The organism is Salmonella sp. SG203 (assembly GCF_013350575.1).
GTDB lineage: Bacteria > Pseudomonadota > Gammaproteobacteria > Enterobacterales > Enterobacteriaceae > Salmonella > Salmonella enterica.
The window spans coordinates 107,390-126,188 of the sequence record NZ_SNMT01000004.1 but is presented as its reverse complement, the minus strand read 5'-3'; the positions used below and the strand labels follow the sequence as shown (position 1 = coordinate 126,188).

At 56.8% G+C, this 18,799-nt stretch carries 5 protein-coding genes and 1 pseudogene; 1 reads left to right on the top strand and 5 read right to left on the bottom strand.

The window, feature by feature from the left end; translation table 11 throughout:
* Positions 1 to 71: 71 nt before the first annotated feature.
* Positions 72 to 1,649: a glutamine-hydrolyzing GMP synthase gene (guaA, locus tag HV477_RS08400; protein ID WP_000138296.1), complete on the bottom strand. Its 1,578-nt coding sequence runs from the start codon at positions 1,647 to 1,649 to the stop codon at positions 72 to 74.
* 69 nt (positions 1,650 to 1,718) lie between these two features.
* Entirely contained in the window at positions 1,719 to 3,185 is a 1,467-nt protein-coding gene (guaB, locus tag HV477_RS08395; RefSeq protein ID WP_000944174.1) for an IMP dehydrogenase, read from the bottom strand.
* A 160-nt stretch (positions 3,186 to 3,345) separates the two neighbouring features.
* Here guaB and xseA point away from each other — a divergent pair, with 160 nt between their 5' ends.
* Positions 3,346 to 4,695: an exodeoxyribonuclease VII large subunit gene (gene xseA / locus HV477_RS08390; protein ID WP_000953169.1), complete on the top strand. Its 1,350-nt coding sequence runs from the start codon at positions 3,346 to 3,348 to the stop codon at positions 4,693 to 4,695.
* 161 nt (positions 4,696 to 4,856) lie between these two features.
* On the opposite strand, the gene shdA is transcribed toward xseA, so the two are convergent.
* The 3 genes and pseudogenes from shdA to ratB all read right to left on the bottom strand — a co-directional run bounded on the left by shdA (position 4,857) and on the right by ratB (position 18,780).
* Positions 4,857 to 10,937 (bottom strand): fibronectin-binding autotransporter adhesin ShdA, encoded by a 6,081-nt coding sequence (shdA, locus tag HV477_RS08385; protein WP_175064949.1) that lies wholly within the window; start codon positions 10,935 to 10,937, stop codon positions 4,857 to 4,859.
* Between the two features lie 430 nt (positions 10,938 to 11,367).
* Positions 11,368 to 11,469: pseudogene (locus HV477_RS08380) on the bottom strand (IS1 family transposase); the annotation flags it as partial.
* A complete protein-coding gene (gene ratB / locus HV477_RS08375) occupies positions 11,470 to 18,780 on the bottom strand; it encodes a DUF823/DUF824 repeat adhesin RatB (protein WP_079899138.1) in 7,311 nt (2,436 codons plus the stop codon).
* Positions 18,781 to 18,799 lie beyond the last annotated feature (19 nt).

Genomic DNA, 18,799 nt, shown 5'->3' with positions numbered 1-18,799 from the left:
AAACCCTCTGCAAAAACAGAGGGTTAAATTCATCTTTACCTGTTCATGAAAACACAGGAAGGGTTATCGACTTATTCCCACTCAATGGTAGCCGGTGGTTTACCGCTGATGTCATACACCACACGGGAAATCCCGTTGACTTCATTGATAATGCGGTTGGAAACGCGACCGAGGAAATCATACGGCAGATGCGCCCAGTGCGCGGTCATAAAGTCGATGGTTTCGACGGCACGCAGGGAGACCACCCAATCGTACTTACGACCATCGCCCATGACGCCAACGGAACGGACCGGCAGGAAGACGGTAAACGCCTGACTGACTTTGTCGTACAGATCCGCTTTGCGCAGCTCTTCAATGAAGATAGCGTCCGCGCGACGCAGCAGGTCGCAGTACTCTTTCTTCACTTCGCCCAGTACGCGCACGCCGAGGCCCGGCCCCGGGAACGGATGACGGTACAGCATGTCGTACGGCAGGCCCAGCTCCAGACCAATCTTACGCACTTCGTCTTTGAACAGCTCTTTCAGCGGTTCAACCAGCCCCATCTTCATCTCTTTCGGCAGGCCGCCGACATTGTGGTGAGATTTGATGACGTGCGCTTTACCGGTTGCAGACGCCGCAGATTCGATAACGTCAGGGTAGATGGTGCCCTGCGCCAGCCATTTCACGTCTTCCAGTTTCAGCGCTTCTTCGTCGAATACTTCAACGAAAACGCGACCGATGATCTTACGCTTGGCTTCCGGATCGTTCTCGCCAGCCAGCGCGGACAGGAAGCGCTCTTCCGCCGGTACGTGAACGATATTCAGGCCAAAATGGTCGCCAAACATGTCCATCACCTGCTCGGCTTCATTCAGGCGCAGCAGGCCGTTATCGACGAATACACAAGTCAGGTTTTTACCGATGGCGCGGTGCAGCAGCATTGCGGTGACGGAAGAATCCACGCCACCAGAGAGGCCGAGGATCACTTTGTCGTCGCCCACCTGCTCGCGAATGCGCGCCACGGCGTCGTCGATGATCTTCGCCGGCGTCCACAGGGCTTCACACTGGCAGATATCACGCACAAAACGCTCCAGCATGCGCATACCCTGGCGGGTGTGGGTCACTTCCGGGTGGAACTGTACGCCGTAGAAGCGTTTTTCTTCGTTGGCCATAATGGCGAACGGGCAGCTCTCGGTGCTGGCGACGGTCACGAAGTCGGACGGAATCGCCGTCACTTTATCGCCGTGGCTCATCCACACGTCCAGCAGCGGTTTGCCGTCTGCGGTCAGGGAATCTTCAATACCGCGAACCAGCGCGCTGTCGGTCAATACTTCGACCTGCGCGTAACCAAATTCACGCTCATTAGAACCTTCTACATGACCGCCAAGCTGCATCGCCATGGTCTGCATCCCGTAGCAGACGCCAAATACCGGCACGCCTGCTTCAAAGACATACTGCGGCGCGCGCGGGCTGTTTTCTTCGGTGGTGCTTTCCGGGCCGCCGGAAAGAATAATGCCGCTTGGGTTGAAGTCACGAATTTGTGCTTCTGTCACATCCCACGCCCACAGTTCGCAGTAAACACCCAGCTCACGCACGCGGCGCGCAACCAGTTGAGTGTACTGAGAACCGAAGTCCAGAATGAGGATGCGATGCTTATGAATGTTTTCCGTCATTGACGCTTATTCCGAGGCAAGTGAAACAGATTAAATAAATCGCCCGACGCGAAGGTCGGGCGAAGAAAATCAGGAGCCCAGACGGTAGTTCGGGGACTCTTTGGTGATGGTCACGTCGTGAACGTGGCTTTCCTGGATACCCGCACCGCTGATACGCACAAACTCCGCTTTAGTACGCAGTTCGTCGATGGTAGCACAACCGGTCAGCCCCATACAGGAGCGCAGGCCGCCCATCTGCTGGTGAATGATCTCTTTCAGGCGACCTTTATAGGCTACGCGGCCTTCGATACCTTCCGGCACCAGTTTGTCGGCGGCGTTGTCGCTCTGGAAGTAACGGTCAGAGGAACCTTTGGACATCGCGCCCAGCGAGCCCATGCCGCGGTAAGATTTGTACGAACGCCCCTGGTACAGTTCGATTTCGCCCGGGGATTCTTCGGTACCCGCCAGCATAGAACCGACCATGACAGCGCTTGCGCCTGCGGCGATGGCTTTGGCGATATCGCCTGAGAAACGGATACCGCCGTCAGCGATAACCGGAATTCCGGTGCCTTCCAGCGCTTCTACCGCGTCAGAAACAGCGGTGATCTGCGGAACGCCCACACCAGTCACGATACGAGTGGTACAGATAGAGCCTGGGCCGATACCGACTTTCACCGCGCTGCAACCGGCTTCCGCCAGTGCGCGAGCGCCTGCGCCCGTCGCGACGTTGCCGCCGATGATTTGCAGGTCAGGATATTTAGCACGGGTTTCACGGATACGTTGCAACACGCCTTCAGAGTGACCGTGAGAAGAGTCGATCAGCAGGACGTCAACGCCTGCCGCCACCAGCGCGTCAACGCGCTCTTCGTTGCCCGCGCCTGCGCCGACCGCCGCGCCGACACGTAAACGGCCCTGCTCATCTTTACAGGAGTTTGGTTTACGTTCCGCTTTCTGGAAATCTTTTACGGTAATCATGCCAAGCAGATGGAAGTTATCATCAACGACCAGCGCTTTTTCTACGCGTTTTTCGTGCATTTTTGCCAGCACCACTTCACGGGCTTCGCCTTCACGAACGGTCACCAGACGCTCTTTCGGCGTCATGTAGACACTCACCGGCTGGTTCAGGTCAGTCACAAAACGCACGTCACGACCGGTGATGATACCCACCAGCTCGTTATCTTCAGTCACCACCGGATAGCCCGCAAAACCGTTACGCTCGGTCAGGGCTTTCACTTCATGCAACGTGGTGGTTGGCAGGACGGTCTGCGGGTCGGTCACTACGCCGGACTCGTGTTTCTTCACGCGGCGAACTTCTTCCGCCTGGCGCTCAATAGACATATTTTTGTGGATAAAACCAATGCCGCCTTCCTGGGCCAGGGCAATTGCCAGGCGCGCTTCCGTCACGGTGTCCATCGCCGCAGAAAGCATAGGAATATTCAGACGAATAGTTTTCGTCAACTGCGTGCTGAGATCGGCAGTATTCGGCAAAACGGTGGAGTGAGCGGGAACAAGGAGGACGTCGTCAAACGTCAGGGCTTCTTTAGCGATACGTAACATGGGCAATATCTCACCTGGGAGGTTAATAAATATTGCCGCGGCATTATACAGAACGTAATCGGTTGCATCTACATTTTTTTGCAAATAGTGCTTGCGATCCCCCGTGAGCAGGTTACTATCGATTGAATAACCTGCTGATTTAGAATTTGATCCCGCTCACATGTTATCCTCTCAAACTTCCTCAATTTTTACCGTAAGCCGCCTTAACCAGACGGTTCGTCTGCTGTTAGAACAGGAGATGGGACAGGTATGGATCAGCGGCGAGATTTCTAATTTCACGCAGCCTGCGTCGGGTCACTGGTACTTTACGCTCAAAGACGATACCGCTCAGGTGCGCTGTGCGATGTTCCGCAACAGCAACCGCCGGGTGACGTTCCGTCCGCAGCACGGGCAACAGGTGTTAGTCCGCGCCAATATCACGCTGTACGAGCCGCGCGGCGATTATCAAATCATCGCCGAAAGTATGCAGCCCGCGGGCGAAGGCTTGTTGCAGCAGAAATATGAGCAGCTAAAAGCCAAACTGCAGGCCGAAGGCTTGTTCGATCAGCAGCATAAACAGCCGTTGCCCTCCCCGGCCCACTGCGTGGGGGTGATCACCTCGAAAACCGGCGCGGCGCTGCACGATATTCTCCACGTACTAAAGCGTCGTGACCCATCCCTACCCGTTATTATCTATCCGACGGCGGTCCAGGGCGACGACGCGCCGGGGCAGATCGTTCGTGCTATCGAACTGGCAAACGCGCGCGGCGAGTGCGACGTGCTGATCGTCGGGCGCGGCGGCGGTTCGCTGGAAGATTTGTGGAGTTTTAACGACGAACGCGTGGCGCGGGCTATTTTTGCCAGCCGTATTCCGGTGGTCAGCGCCGTCGGTCACGAAACCGACGTCACTATCGCCGATTTTGTCGCCGACCTGCGCGCGCCGACGCCATCAGCAGCGGCAGAAATTGTCAGCCGCAACCAGCAGGAGTTGTTGCGTCAGATCCAGTCCGCCCAGCAGCGTCTGGGCATGGCGATGGACTACTACCTCGCCAACCGCAGCCGTCGTTTCACGCAGATTTTTCACCGTCTGCAACAACAACATCCGCAACTGCGTCTGGCCCGTCAGCAAACCGCCCTGGAACGTCTACGCCAACGGATGGGATTTGCGCTTGAGGCCAGGATTAAGCAGGCCACTCAGCGCCAACAGCGCGTAAGTCAACGCCTGAGCCAGCAAAATCCGCAGCCGCGCATTCACCGCGCGCAGTCGCGCATCCAACAGCTGGAATATCGTCTGACGGAGAATATCCGCTCACGGTTAAGCGAACAGCGCGAGCGTTTTGGCAACGCGGTCACGCATCTGGAAGCGGTCAGCCCGTTAGCCACGCTGGCGCGCGGCTATACGGTTTCGACGACAACGGACGGCAAGGTGTTGAAAAAGATCAAACAGGTCAAAGCGGGCGATATCATGACCACGCGGCTGGAGGACGGTTGGCTTGAAAGTGAAGTCAAATCCGTCACGCCGGGCACGTAATCCAATATTCCCCCACCCTTTGCACCGCGATGTTGGGTTTCGGTTTCGCCTCAGCCAACCTACGCGCCACATCGGATAAGGTGTAGCCATAATCCGACGATCAACCGGTTTGTCATTAGACTCAAAACCGGGCTGGGAATACCCGCCCGGTTTTGTCTAACTTACCAGTTATAGCGCAGATTGAGGCTACCGTTCAGATCGCCAAAGTCATTGCTGCCAGTCTGCCCGGCAACCTGAGCGCGAACGCTCCACTGCTTATCGATATCTGCCTGCAGACCCACTTTCAGCTCCGCACGGTTAGCCGGAAGATCCTGTTTCACCGTGGCATCATCAAACGATACCGACACATCATCGCTGGTGTGCAGCCAGTTGGCTTCAGCAAACGGCTGGATAACCGTACGGCTGCCTTTGTACAGCTTGCCGTCAACACGCAGACCCAGGCGCGTTGTCCAACTGTCGCCATCCTGACCGTCGATCCGGGTGCCGTAGTTATCCTTCACGCTATCCGCTGAGTAGTTCTGCCAGACAACCTGCGCCTGCGGCGTCAGACTGACAGTATTGCCGTTGCTAAGCGCAATATCGTAGCGATAACCGGTTTCCAGCGAGACGGCGTTAGCGGTTGAATCATAAGATTCAGATCCCGCATCACCGCTCTCTACGCTGTTGTTGTAGAAACCGTATTGATACCAGCTATCGACATACGCGCCGCTATGCGTTTGGGCATCGGCAAACCAGGTGGCATAGACACCAAGGTTGTAGCCGTCTACGTTGCCGCTACTGGTGAACTGGCTACCGTCTGCGCCACGGTTACCGGTGCTGTCGGTATCGGCGTTGATGTAGCTCGCCATGACGCCAACGGTAACGCTCTGTTGGCCGTTACCCCAGGCCAGAATGTCGCCGCCTAACTGGAACTGAGAGTAGTTGCTGTCCATATCGATATTGCCGTTGACAGCCTCGGATTCCGCTTTACCCGCTTTGAAGCGCGCCCAGACGCTGCCATCGGCGTTACGATACTGGCTGCCTTCGCGGTCATAGAGGGTCTGTATTTGCAGGTTGCGCGCCATCCACTGGTTGCCCATGTACGCGCCGATATCCGCCCGGTACTGCGGTGCGACATCGCCGCCTCCGTTCGGAGGCGTGACATCGCCGCTATCGTCACCGCCATCCGAAGGCGTGACATCGTCGCCGCTGTCGTTATCATCAGACTGTGCTTTTGACGCCAGATACCAGTCGTTGTCACTTTCATTCCAGTACAGACGGTAGGTATACAGACTGGCGTTCACCTCATTTTTTAGCTCAAACGCATCGCTGATCGATACACCGCCAACATCCACCACTTCGATACCGTTAGTGGTCTGCGCCCCATCGCCGATGCCGTTGATGTACAGATCGGTGGTGCCGGAGGCATCGCCGGTAATGACCAACTTATCGGTTGCCGAATCATCGTCGCCCAGGACGGTATTCAGGTAAAGCGAGCCGCCGTTGCCGGTGTAATTGCCGTCAACATAAAGCGTATTGCCAGGCGTGCTGGAGCTGCTACCGCTGGCGATCGTCCCCATGTTGATCAGATCGCCATTGAGGGTGAAGATGGCGCCTGTTTCGTCGCTGTCGCCAAAGACCAGCGTCCCTTCGTTGGTCACCTTACCGTTAACGGTAGTACCATTACTGCCGCCGAAGGTCGCGTCGGCGGCGACGTTCACCGCTTGCTGGCTGCCCATTTCACCGATCGTACCGTCCCCGGACAGCCACAGCGTGCCTTCCTGTACGTTAGTATCGCCGGTATAGGTGTTCGTGCCGCTCAGCGTCAGTTTACCCGCGCCCAGTTTGGTCAGCGTTTTACCATCCCAGTCGCCGTTGCCGGTTTTATCGCCCAGTACGCTGGTGACGTCAAAGCTATCGCCTGCGCCCAGGGTAAACGTGCCGTGTGCTGGCGTCGCTGACGTTGCGGTCGCATTCCAGCTCAGCCCTTCGGTAAGCAGGTATTCAGACTGGTCTTGAGGATTGATTGTTCCGGTTACGGTCAGATAGTCCGGCTTGTCGGTGAGGTTCATCGTCAGGCTGGTAAAGTCGCCGCTGATATCGCTGTCCATATCCATCAGTTTAAAGGACTGGAACTCCGCGTCGGAGGCGCGCGCTTGCAGGCTGGCGTCGCTGACGACCAAATCACCGCCAAGCGTGGCGCTGCCACCGGTAATCAGCGGTTGCACTGAGTCACTATTCAGCTCAACGTTCAGCGTACTGCCATCTTCCTGAATTAACGCGCTGTCGCCGAGATCCAACGAGGTGCCGAGCGCCAGTTGGGTCGTCGCGCCGCTATGAGTGGTGATGCCGCCCGCCGCGCTGACTTCACCGTCTGCGTCCAGTACCAGCGTGGCGTTATTGTCCACCAGACCGGTGCCCAGCGCCGTCGTGCTGGCGGCGACCAGCGTACCTTCATTGATTGTAGTGCCGCCGCTGTAGTCGTTGTCGCCGGAGAGGATCAGCGTGCCTGCGCCTTCTTTGGTCAGCGACTTACCGTCCCATGTGCTGCCCGGATCCAGCGCGTCATCAACATCTGTCAGTTTAGCCGCAACGTTAAAGCTGCCGTCAGGGTCACTTAGCGTAAAGGTGCCGTGGGCGTCAGTAGAAGCGTTGTCTCTGTCCGCATACCAGGAGAGGGAGGCCGTCAGATCATAGTTTGTGCTGTCTGCTTCGTCGACTTTTCCGTCGATGGTCAGGAAGTCAACATCTTCGCTATTCATTCCCGCGACGGTCAGATCATTGAAATCGGTTGTAATGGCGCTGTCGCTGTCAATCAGCGTGTAAGTGTATGCCTCAGGCGTCCAGCTGTCTGTAACATTACCGATACCGCTGATGTTGAGCGTGCCGCCCAGCGTGACGCTGTCGGCGGTAATGGCGCTTTCACCATTAGTCTTACTGAGGTCAATATTCAGCGTACTATCGGCTTGCTGAGTCAGCGAGTCGACGTTGAGCGTCGTACCTTTGGCCAGCTCAGTCGTTGCTCCTGACTGGGTCGTGACATTCGCAAGGTTGAATTCGCCCTCCGCGTCCAGCATCAGCGTACCGCTGTTGTCGATATTGCCGCCGCCCAGCGCGTTAACGTTGGCGGCAATCAGCGTGCCGTCGGAAATAGTGGTGCCGCCACTGTAGCTGTTATCGCCGCTTAACGTCAGTTCGCCTGTGCCGGTTTTCACCAGCGAACCGCTGCCGGAAAGCGTATTTTCCAGCTCGCCCTCGCCGACCTGAAGCACACCGCTGTTAGCGATAGCGCCAGTGCCCAGCGAATCCGCATGGTCAGCCGTCAGCGTACCGCCGGTAATGGTGGTGCCGCCGGAGTAAGTGTTGTCGCCGCTTAACGTCAGCTCGCCTGTGCCGGTTTTCACCAGCGAACCGCTGCCGGAAAGCGTATTTTCCAGCTCGCCCTCGCCGACCTGAAGCACACCGCTGTTGTCGATATCGCCGCTGCCCAGCGAATCCGCATGGTCAGCCGTCAGCGTACCGTCGGTAATGGTGGTGCCGCCACTGTAGCTGTTATCGCCGCTTAACGTCAGTTCGCCTGTGCCGGTTTTCACCAGCGAACCGCTGCCGGAAAGCGTGTTTTCCAGCTCGCCCTCGCCGACCTGAAGCACGCCGCTGTTAGCAACAGCGCCGGTCCCCAGTGAATCCGCATTGTCAGCAATCAGCACACCGTCGTCAATGGTGGTGCCGCCGGAGTAATCGTTATCGCCGTTTAACGTCAGCTCGCCTGTGCCGGTTTTCACCAGCGAACCGCTGCCGGAAAGCGTGTTTTCCAGCTCGCCTTCGCCGACCTGAAGCACGCCGCTGTTGGCAACAGCGCCAGTGCCCAGCGAATCTGCATGGTCAGCCGTCAGCGTACCGTCGGTAATGGTGGTGCCGCCACTGTAGCTGTTGTCGCCGCTTAACGTCAGTTCGCCCGTACCGGTTTTCATCAGCGAACCGCTACCGGAAAGCGTATTTTCCAGCTCGCCCTCGCCGACCTGAAGCACGCCGCTGTTGGCAACAGCGCCAGTGCCCAGCGAATCCGCATGGTCAGCAATCAGCGTGCCGTCGGAAATAGTGGTACCGCCGCTGTAGTTGTTATCGCCGGTCACGATCAGCTCATCGCTACCGCTTTTGACAATTTGGCCCTCGCCGGTCACGTTGTTATCCAGCGTGCCCTGGCTCAACTCAAGCTTTGCGTTTTCTGCGATGGCCACGTCGCCGCTGCCGAGCGCGGCGGCATCATTCGCAGACAGCGTACCGCCGTTAATGTTGGTATTGCCGTAGTCGTTCGCCGTGTTGCTGAGGATGAGCGTGCCATCGCCTTCTTTGAACAGCGTTTTACCGTCCCAGTTGGAGGTGGCCGCGGTTTCATCCAGTTCGCTGGTGACGGTAAAGGTATCGCCTGCGTCAACGGTAAAGGTGCCGTGCGCAACGCGCGCAGATTTTGCGCCCGCGTACCAGCTCAGGCCCGTAGACAACACGTAGTTGGTATTATCATTCGCATCAACGCCCGCGTTGATCGTCAGGTAATCCGGCATAGCGGAGGTGTCGGCATCCAGCGTTACGCTGTCAAAATCGGTAGTAATCGCGGTTTGCGAATCAATTAGCGTGAACGATCCTAACTGCTCGTCGGTTTCGGGCGCGACAAAGGTGGCCGCTGAGCTAAGGTTCAGCGTCCCGTCCAGCGTCACGTTGACGGCTTTGATAATTGGCGAGCTGTTGGCGGTATCCAGCGTCGCGTTTATCTGGCTGCCGTCCTGCAAGGTCAGGGTATTGCCCACCGTCAGCAGCGTGCCTGTCGAACCGCTCTCGTTGTTCAGCGTAATGTCGCCGTTGTTGGTCAGGTTGCCGATGATTGACGAGTCGGTCATATTCCACTGGCTAGTATCGTCGAGCGACAGTGTAGTAAACATCGCATCTACACTACCGGTTAACGTGGAACCCTGGCTTAAAGACAGCGATGACGATGACATGTCACTCTGAACAACGTCACCGTTCAATGTCGTATTGTCGGCCTGAATGACCGCCTTGCTGCCCAGTTTGATCACTTCCGGCGCGTCAAATGTGCTATCGGTTAGCACGATAGGATCGTTAATCGTCGTGCCAGAGTCCACATGCAGCGCAATCGTCTCTGAATTAACCTGTGCTTTGTTAACCGTCAGCGCGTTGATATCATCATACCCACCGCTTTTACCTTTGCTTGTTATAAAGATGCCGTCGCCGTCGGCGTTGATGGTGGCGCCGTTAATATCCACGCTGGAGGCGAGGATTTTAATACCGGTGCCTTTGGAGTTGATGGCCATCGAATCTTTATCGCCAGAAATGCTCGCCGTTGAGGCGTTTGCCACTTCAATGGCGGCACCCGTGGCGTTATCGTGCGTGACGGTAGAGTTTCCAATATTAAGAATGCCCTTGTTGGACGCGATAACCGTACTATCCGTGCCCGTGGAGCTCATCGTGCTATCGGACACATTCAGAAAGGAGTTGTATGTCGTCTCGCCTACTACGCGCACCTGGCCGTTTGTCAGCGTGATTACGCTCCCGTCCTTAATGTTAAGCGTGCTACCTGATTGTGACACTATGCTGCTACGACTTTGCGTCGTTGCCGTAACGTTGGTGCCAATCAGGGCAGCCCATGACTCGCCAGAGAGGGTCAGGATGCCGTAATTACTTCCGATCTGGATGCTCCCGCCATTCAGCGTCATGCTGCTTTGCGCCTGGAGGTCGATACCTGCCGTGTAGGTTCCTTCCGTAGAGATCTGCGCGTCGGTCAGGTCAAGTGTTGCGCCCTTGTTGAGGGTAACTGCCGTGGCGATAGCATGAGTTCCCTGAACAGGATCGCCGCCGCCGTTGGTGTTAATCACGACATTTGTACCTGTACCCGACGTTGCCTGCCACCCCCCTTCGGGCGTTGCCTGGCCTTCGAGGTGCAGTGCAGAACCTTCACCAGTGCCTGAGTAGGAAATCGGCGAATCGGCGCTCAGGTCGTGCTCGACCCCATCGGTGTATGACACCGGATTATCGGCGATGGCCAGCGGGCTGGCAAAGCCAAGCGCGGCAACAATTGCCAGGGCCAGCGCATGGTGTCTTGCCCATCCTGAATCAGGCTTTTTAATAGAAGGGGCGACTTCATTAGCGTGCGCCTGTATTTTAACTTTGCTGTGGCTTCGCGCCAGTTCTGAAGCTACGACATACATATTTCGCACGGCGCTCCAGACGATACTGTAGGTCCTGTTCAATTTTTAAATTTCCTTTTAATAACATTCACGAAGCAAACTTGATTTGATTGGCTGCAAATAACTTTTAAATGGTGTATATAAATGAGTTAAATAATAAATAACAAAAATATGATTCTATGAATGGTTGCTGCCATCTGTAACAATGTATTATCAAAGCCAAATTATTAACTAATTTCAAGCCTTATTTCAATACCAAGTCAGCTTCTGGTTAATTTATAATTAATATGAATATATTTATCTATTTAATAAATATTTATATTATGAATAACATTTAATAATTTCATATATTGAGATAAATAGATACGTGAGATAAAAGGTGTGATTATCATGCGACACCTGGTGTTATTTTGTATATAGGTAGCGCCAGATGCCGGGTTACAGAAGGGAAACGGCGCATCTACACACCAGCGGCAAACGGTGATGACTCCAATTAGCAGAACATATACTTTTCAATGAATGCTCCGTTCACTTTTTCATGAAGCTCAATTGAACATGAAAAACAAATTAATTTTCGTGCCAGACGCTTAATACGTTACTCCACGCACGTCGCATAACCTGCTGTACTTGCCGGCTGAATGGCGCAGTTTTGCTGCTTGGTATTCTCATCCACGCCGCAATACATGCCGCCGCCCGAGGTTGATTTAGATAAATAGGGATAGCCCAGCGTCGGCCAGCCTAACGAGCTAATTGAATGATACAGCGTCAACAGGTCGTTATTATCCGGTGCTTTGCTCAGGCTACCGCACTGTTTGGCAATATCCCATTTCGTGTTGTCCACCGTATGCGTCATCGCCCAGTACTCGTTATTTGCATGAACTCCGTTGGTAAATACTGGCGTCACGCCTGACGGTAGCTCAGCCTGCAGCCACGGACGATGCAGCGTTTTTCCGTTGACGGATGCCGTATCCGACATATTTCCCCAGAACAACGCTTTATCCGTATCCGGGCTGGTAAGTACCATAAAAATCACATCCAGTGAGGCGTGAAGAGCCGTATTGTCCGTCAGTTTCACCGTGAGTGGCGTTTTTAACCCCAGACTTTTATCCTGATTAAGCGTAAACGTTGCCGTACCGTCGCTGCCGGTAGTGCCGGTAAAGACAATCCCGGTGGTGGTCATACTTCGGCTGGCGCTTGCGGGAGTCAGCTCTTTAAGCATGAGATCATCTGCTCCGGCATCCGCTGCCACATCGCCATCCGTTACCACCGTACCTGCCCGATTTTTCGAATCGCCACGTGACAAAGTAAAACCGACGTTGGCGACCGGGTTACCGCTGCTATCTTTTACCGTCACCGTTAACGGCATCGCGCTTCCCTTCTCCACTACCGCCGCGTTTTTCGCGCTGTCCATCGCCGTCGAGGTCAGCGTAATACTGGCAGGAGTAGACGTATGCGGCTCGACCAGACACACCTGCGCGCCAGACACGCTCGTGGAACTGGTGTGGCCTTTGGCGCCGGTATCCAGCCGCAGATACTGGTAATACCCGGTTCCAGGCTCCTGGTCCACCGCCAGCCAGCTTTTACCCGCCGCTACCGGCCAGCCGAATGCCGTATTGAGAGCGCTGTCTGGATGGTCGCTATACAGCGTTTGCAGGTCATTAAACAGCGGCTGATATGCCGCATCACAGGCGGTCGCGCCCGCTTTTTGGGTGTTCGCGATAGTCACCAGAGGCCAGGTTTCGTTATTGTGATAGTAGGTGCCGCTATTCGACGTCATCTCCGCCGCCAGCAGCGGGCGGTGGAATTTCACCCCCGCGCTGTTGACCGCCGTTTCCGGCATATGGCCCCACATTTTGGCTTTATCGCTGTCCGGGCTGGTAATGACGGTAAAAATAACATCCATATTGCTGACGGTCGGCGGATTGTCGGACAGCATCGCCTGCAGCGCTGTTTTCAGGCCGGGGGTATTATCCTGCGTCAGCTCAAACTGCACCCTGCCGCTCTCATCCGTAGTTCCGTACCAGTACCAGAGCTGCTCCCCGGAATAATGGTAGGCAAATACTTTAGCATCCGCTGGCGGCGCAATCGGCGTTAACAGCATGTCGCTGTTGTTGGTGCTGTCACTACCGCCAGCCCGGTTTTGCGAATAGTTTCCTCGCCCCAGCCGAATGGGCACGTTGGGCTGCGGCGTGCCGGCGCCGTCCGTGACGGTCACCGTCAGCGGGATTTTATCCCCTTTTTTCGCCAGCGCGGCGGATTTTTCGGCATTCATGGCGCTGGAGGTCAGCGCTATCGCCAACACCCTGCGCTTCGCCAGACAGAGCTGCGCCGTTGAGGTATTCGTATTTGTGACCTGCGTAACGCCGTTATTTAGCCTGATATACTGGAAATTATTCGTCGAGTGCGTATCGTTGACTTTCGAATCCCCTGCTCCCCAGTATTTCCCCGCGTCTACAGGCAACCCAAAGGCGGCCGTTAGTCCACCATTCGGATAGTCGTTATACAACGTTTTTAAATCATCCAGCGTCGGCAATCCCAGCCGATCGCACGGGCTGGCGGAGTCCTGATACAGGTTTGGATAGCGGTTCCAGGTGTACCAGATCTCATTATTTGACAGGAAGGACGTGGTATCCGTCGTTGAAGAAAGCTCGGCGCGCAGCAGCGGCCGCGCAAACTCAACGCCCTTACTGTTGGTAAAGGTTTCCGGCATATGGCCCCAGTATGAGGCCTTGTCGCTATCCGGGCTGGTGATAACAGTAAAGATAGCGTCTTTGCTGTCTGTCAGGTTGCTGCCGTCCATCGTGGCGGCGCTGATGGTGGTCTTTAAACCTGCGGTACTGTCCTGCGCAAGGGTAAATGTCACCTGTCCCTGGGCATCGGTTTGCGCATACAGATATTTCGCGGAGGTATCCAGCAGGTATGTCGCCGGGCCGGACGGCATCACATTACGCAGCGTAATATCGTCTGCAGCGCTTGAGGACGATGTGGCGCTGTTGACGCGGTTGTACGAAGATCCCCGGCTGATTTTCACCATCACGTTTTTCATCGGCTGACCTGCGGCGTCTTTCACCGTGACGGTGGCGGCCATCTGCTCGCCCTTTTTCGCTTTTGCGATCCCGGTGGCTGCATCCTGGCCTGCCAGCGTCAGCGTCAGGCTGGCGGCGGCGCTGCGTGGCGAGGTAAGGCAGGTCTGCATATAGTACGTCGTGGTGCTGGTCGTCGTTTTGACATCATTGCCGTCGTTAAACAGGTTGACCGCCGCGTAGAGCGACTGCGCGCCGTCTGACGACATCACGTAATCCCCCGCCCACCAGTAGCGGCTGACATTGTTGTTGCCAGAACTGGTCATCGGCCAGCCGTTACGGCTGCGCATGGCGTTATCAGGCCAGGTACTGTACAGCGTCTGGAGGTTGCTGACGGTGGGCAGATAATTGCGCCCGCAGCCGCCGGCGCCGTTCCAGGCTTTATCGACGGTTATCATGCCCCAGGTTTCGCCTTTGTCGTAGTAACCGTTGGCGATGGTCAGCGATTTGCCGGGCGTGACGCTGAACTCGCTGGCCAGCAACGGGCGCTTGTACACCACGCCGCTGCTGTCGGTCAGCGTTTCCGCCATATGGCCCCAGTAGTTGGCTTTCGGCGTGTCCGGGCTGGTGACGACGGTAAAAATGACCGGTAGCGGCGCGCTCGTTACGCCGTTGTGCTCTATCACCGCCGTCAGCGGCGTTTTAAAGCCCGCGCCGCTGTCCTGGCTGATATTCAGCGTCAGCGTGCCGTCAGCGCCGGTGGCGGTGTAATATTTAACGCCGCTGCTACGCCCGTCGCTGTGGTTTATCTGTATCTCCGCCGCCGACGCGCTATTCACTTCCTGATTCGCGCGCCCGACGCTGTCGCCGCGCGTAAAGATAACCGGCGTGTCGGCGGCCAGGTTGCCCTGGGCGTCCCGCGTGGTGATGATGACCGGGATGGTCTCGCCGACTTTCGCTTTGGCAAATCCGTCGCTGTCGTTATACAAAGGCGAAGTGAGCGTTATCTGCGTCGCCGCCGGATGGGCGTTTTGCAGGCAGACGAAATAGAGTTGTTCACTCCACGCCAGCGAGCTAATACCGCCATCGCGCAGATCAATCGACTTAACGTAGCGGTTTTCCGTACTCCTGCTCAAATCAGCGGTGCTGTTCTGGTAGTTTTTACCATCCAGCGGCCAGCCCTGCTGCGTATTCATGGCGCCGCCGGGCCTGGCGTCGTACAGCGATTGCAGATCGGCAAGTGTCGGTACGTATCCCGCGCCACAGGCGTCGTTCGCCGCCTCAAAATCCACGGTTCCCCAGGTTTCGTTGTTTTCCGTATTGTCGCCGTGGGTAAAGCCGCTGGCGATTTCAGCCGATAATAGCGGGCGCTTAAACACCACGCCGTTGGCCGCCGTGGTCGTTTCCGGCATATGGCCCCACATTTTGGCTTTGTCGCTATTAGGGCTGGTGACCACGGTAAAAATAGTGTCGATGCTGGCCGTCGCGCTGGCGTTATCGTACAGCGCCGCCGCAATCGCGACTTTCGTCCCGTGGGCATCCGGGCGGGTGACGTTGATGATTTTGCTGCCGTTTTCACCGGTCATGCCGCCGATTTTGGTGGCGGTGTCGTTGAGCGAATCGCCGTCAATCACTACCGCCGAGACGATGCCGTCGCCGCTGCCGGCGATATGTTTTTCCCCCTGACGGGTGTAGCCGTCGCCGCGGCTGAGCACGAACGGCGCTTGCGGCACCGGGTTGCCGCTGGCGTCTTTTACCGTGATCTTAAGTTGGAGCGTGTCGCCCTTCTTCACCTTCACCGCGTGCTCGCTGTTCTCGTCATACCACAATGACGTATTCACCGGCTCAATGGTGATGGAGGCTGCCGTCGGGTTATCGCTGGCAAGGCAACTGACGTAATCGGATGCGCCAGCGCCGCCCGGAAATTCGCTACCGTTAGAAAGCGCTATCAGTTTCCACGTGGTGGCGCTTTGCCAGGTGGAGGTCCAGTAATTAATCAGTACCGGCCAGCCGTGCGTGCTGTTGATAGCCCCGTCGCGGTTAGCGGCGTAAAGCGCCTCCAGTTGATCAGCGCGCGGCAATCGGTTAGCGGCGCAGCCGCCCGCCGCCGTATTGCCTACCGCATCGGCATGGGTAACGCGCGCCCAGCTCTCGTTGGCCTCGGTTTGGGTGCGGGTCGCGGCAACCTCCGCCGCCAGCTTCGGCCGCTCAAAGGTCATATCGCCCACCGTGATAGCGTCGGACATATGGCCCCACATTTGCGCCTCCGGCGTGTCGGGGCTGGTGGGAACGGTAAACTTCACGCTGCGGTTAACGGGGGTGGTGATCAGCGAGTTAACCGGCAGTACGGTCAGCGGCGTCAGTAAGCCCACGCCCTGCGGCTGTTCAATGACCAGCGTGGCGTTGCCCTCGGCATCGGTCATGCCCTGGTACGTCATCGACGCCTGGGAAGAGCCGAAAGACGTTCCGCCCATCACCAGCGCTCCGTCGCTGGGATCGGTAAAGCCCGTGGTGGCGTTGGCGCGATTTTTACCGTGCGACATGGTGACGGTAAAGCTGGCGTTGGGCACGCTTAGCCCGTTCAGCGCATTGACGGAGTGGACGTTCATCGTAATTTTTTCGCCCACTTTGGCTACCGCATTACGTAACGACTCGTTGCCATCAAAGTACACGTCCAGGCTGGTCACCAACTCGTTACCGGAGCAGGAGAGATAGTTCGGTTCAGCGCCGCTGAACAGGCTGTCCGCGCCGGTCGCCAGGTTAACGTGCGCAGTGGTGGAACCATCGGTATCCGCCGCAATATAGCTATGTTTCTGTGTCGGCCAGCCGTAAGTCGTTTCCATCGTATTGCCGGAATGGGCTTCATACAGCGTATCCAGCAGCAGTTGTCCCGGCACCTGGCCTGCGCCGCACTGGTTTGTCGCCGCCGTCACGGAGTTAAACGTGGCCCAGTATTCGTTATTCTCAAATTCGGAACCGGTATCCTGCGCGGCCTCTTCCGCCAGCAGCGGGCGTTTGTAGATATTGCCCGCTTCCACCACGCCCTGCATATGGCCCCACATACGCGCCTGCGTCACGTCCGGGCTGGTGACGACGGTAAAAATCACGTTCTGCGTCGCTTCCGTGCCGTCGAACAGCACCACGCGCACCGGGGTTAATACGCCAGCGCCCTTGTCCTGGGTCAGCGCCAGCGAAAACTGGCCATTTGCATCGGTGATGCCGTGATAGTGACCGTCGCCGCCGTCCAGATTGGCGATAACTACCGGTTCATCCGTCCACTGATGCGCGGCATCAAGATCGGCGTTCTTCTGATTCTGGCGATTTTGCTCGTCGCCCAGGTAGACATTAAAGTAGCGATAAGGCAGCGGTTTATTGGTGGCGCTGTCGGTGACGGCGATCTTCATGTTGATCTCTTCGCCCACCTTCACTTTCGCCGCGTTGACCGTCGAATCAAAATTATCGGTGCTAATCACTAATTTCGGCGTGACCGCAGGCGAGGCTTTATCCACACAGCTCACCAGCGATTGCGTGGCGTCCGGCATCTGCGTAAGGGCGCGGCTGCGCATATCAATGCTGATGTGGTCAGTTGCGCTCGCCCCCTGTGAGGAGGACCAGTACTCTTCGTCACCGGATGTCACCCCCACCGGCCAGCCGAGAGTGGTGGCTAAATCGCCACGCTCGATTTTTAACCCTTCCAGTTGGCGCGCATCCGGCAGAATATCGCAGTGCGTGTCGGCATGGCCCCAGGTGAACTGCGCCCAGGTTTCATTGTTGATGCTGGCGGTACGGTCTTCGCCCTCGGTTTCCGCCGCCAGTTTGGGGCGGTCAAAGGTGTAGCTTGCGCCGTCCACCGTGGCGGTGGAACTGTCCGCCATATGGCCGTACATGTTGGCGCTGCTGCTGTCCGGGCTGGTGAGGGTGGTAAAAATCACATCCGCGCTGGCTTTCAGCGCAGGCGCGCCCGACGGGTGCGCCATCAGCGGGGTTTTAACGCCCGGCCCGTTAGCCTGGGTGACGGTCACCGTCGCCACCCCTTCCGCGTTGGTCGTGCCGTGGTATTCGGTGGCGGTGGTGGTGAGTTCGGTGTTGCCGACGCGTACCGGCGCGGTATTGTTCACCACGCCCTGGCGGTTTTGCGCATCGTCGCGGGTAATCACGAACGCGATATTGCCCGCTGGCTCACCGTTACAACCTTTGGTATTCACCGTCAGCGTGATGCTTTCGCCCGCTTTCACCTTCGCGGCGTTAAGCGACTCATCCAGATGATCGGCGGTAAGGGTTACCGGGTCACCCACGGCGGGCGCGATATCCACGGCAAACTTTTGATCAAGCACTTCGACCGCCGTGTTATAAGGCACGCCGGTGCGGGTAAGCAACCACAGCGGCGGCATAGCGGTTGAGGTATCCAGTTGCGACCAGACTACCAGATGGCGGCCTGCCATATTTTGCTCACAGAACGTCAGGTTTGCCGACGGCTGCGGAGACAGCGGCGTCTCCGGCGTGGCGGCGTCGGCCCATACCAGCGTGACGGAGGGTATCCGTTCACTCTGCCAGACCAGCGGCGGCTCGGCGAAAATATCGCCTTCGGCATCGCGCGGATTGGTTAAGGTCAGCGCGCTGCCGACATCACTGGTGCTGAACTGGCTGGGTTTCGCGGAATAATCGACGGGATTCGCTGCATCAGATCGCAACTGAACGCTGCCCTGATAAACCGGTATCGTCACGCCGTCAGCCAGCGGCGGCGTGCCGTTAATGGCGGCAGTTGAGACGTCAGGCTCCTGCCATGGGGCGCTGCTTTGCGCCGCATGGGCAAAAAAAGCGGTAACACAAAACAGGCATGCCTGTAGCCCGGATAAAAGACGGGTATTCGTTTTCAGTTTCAATGCAGCACCTGGAATACAT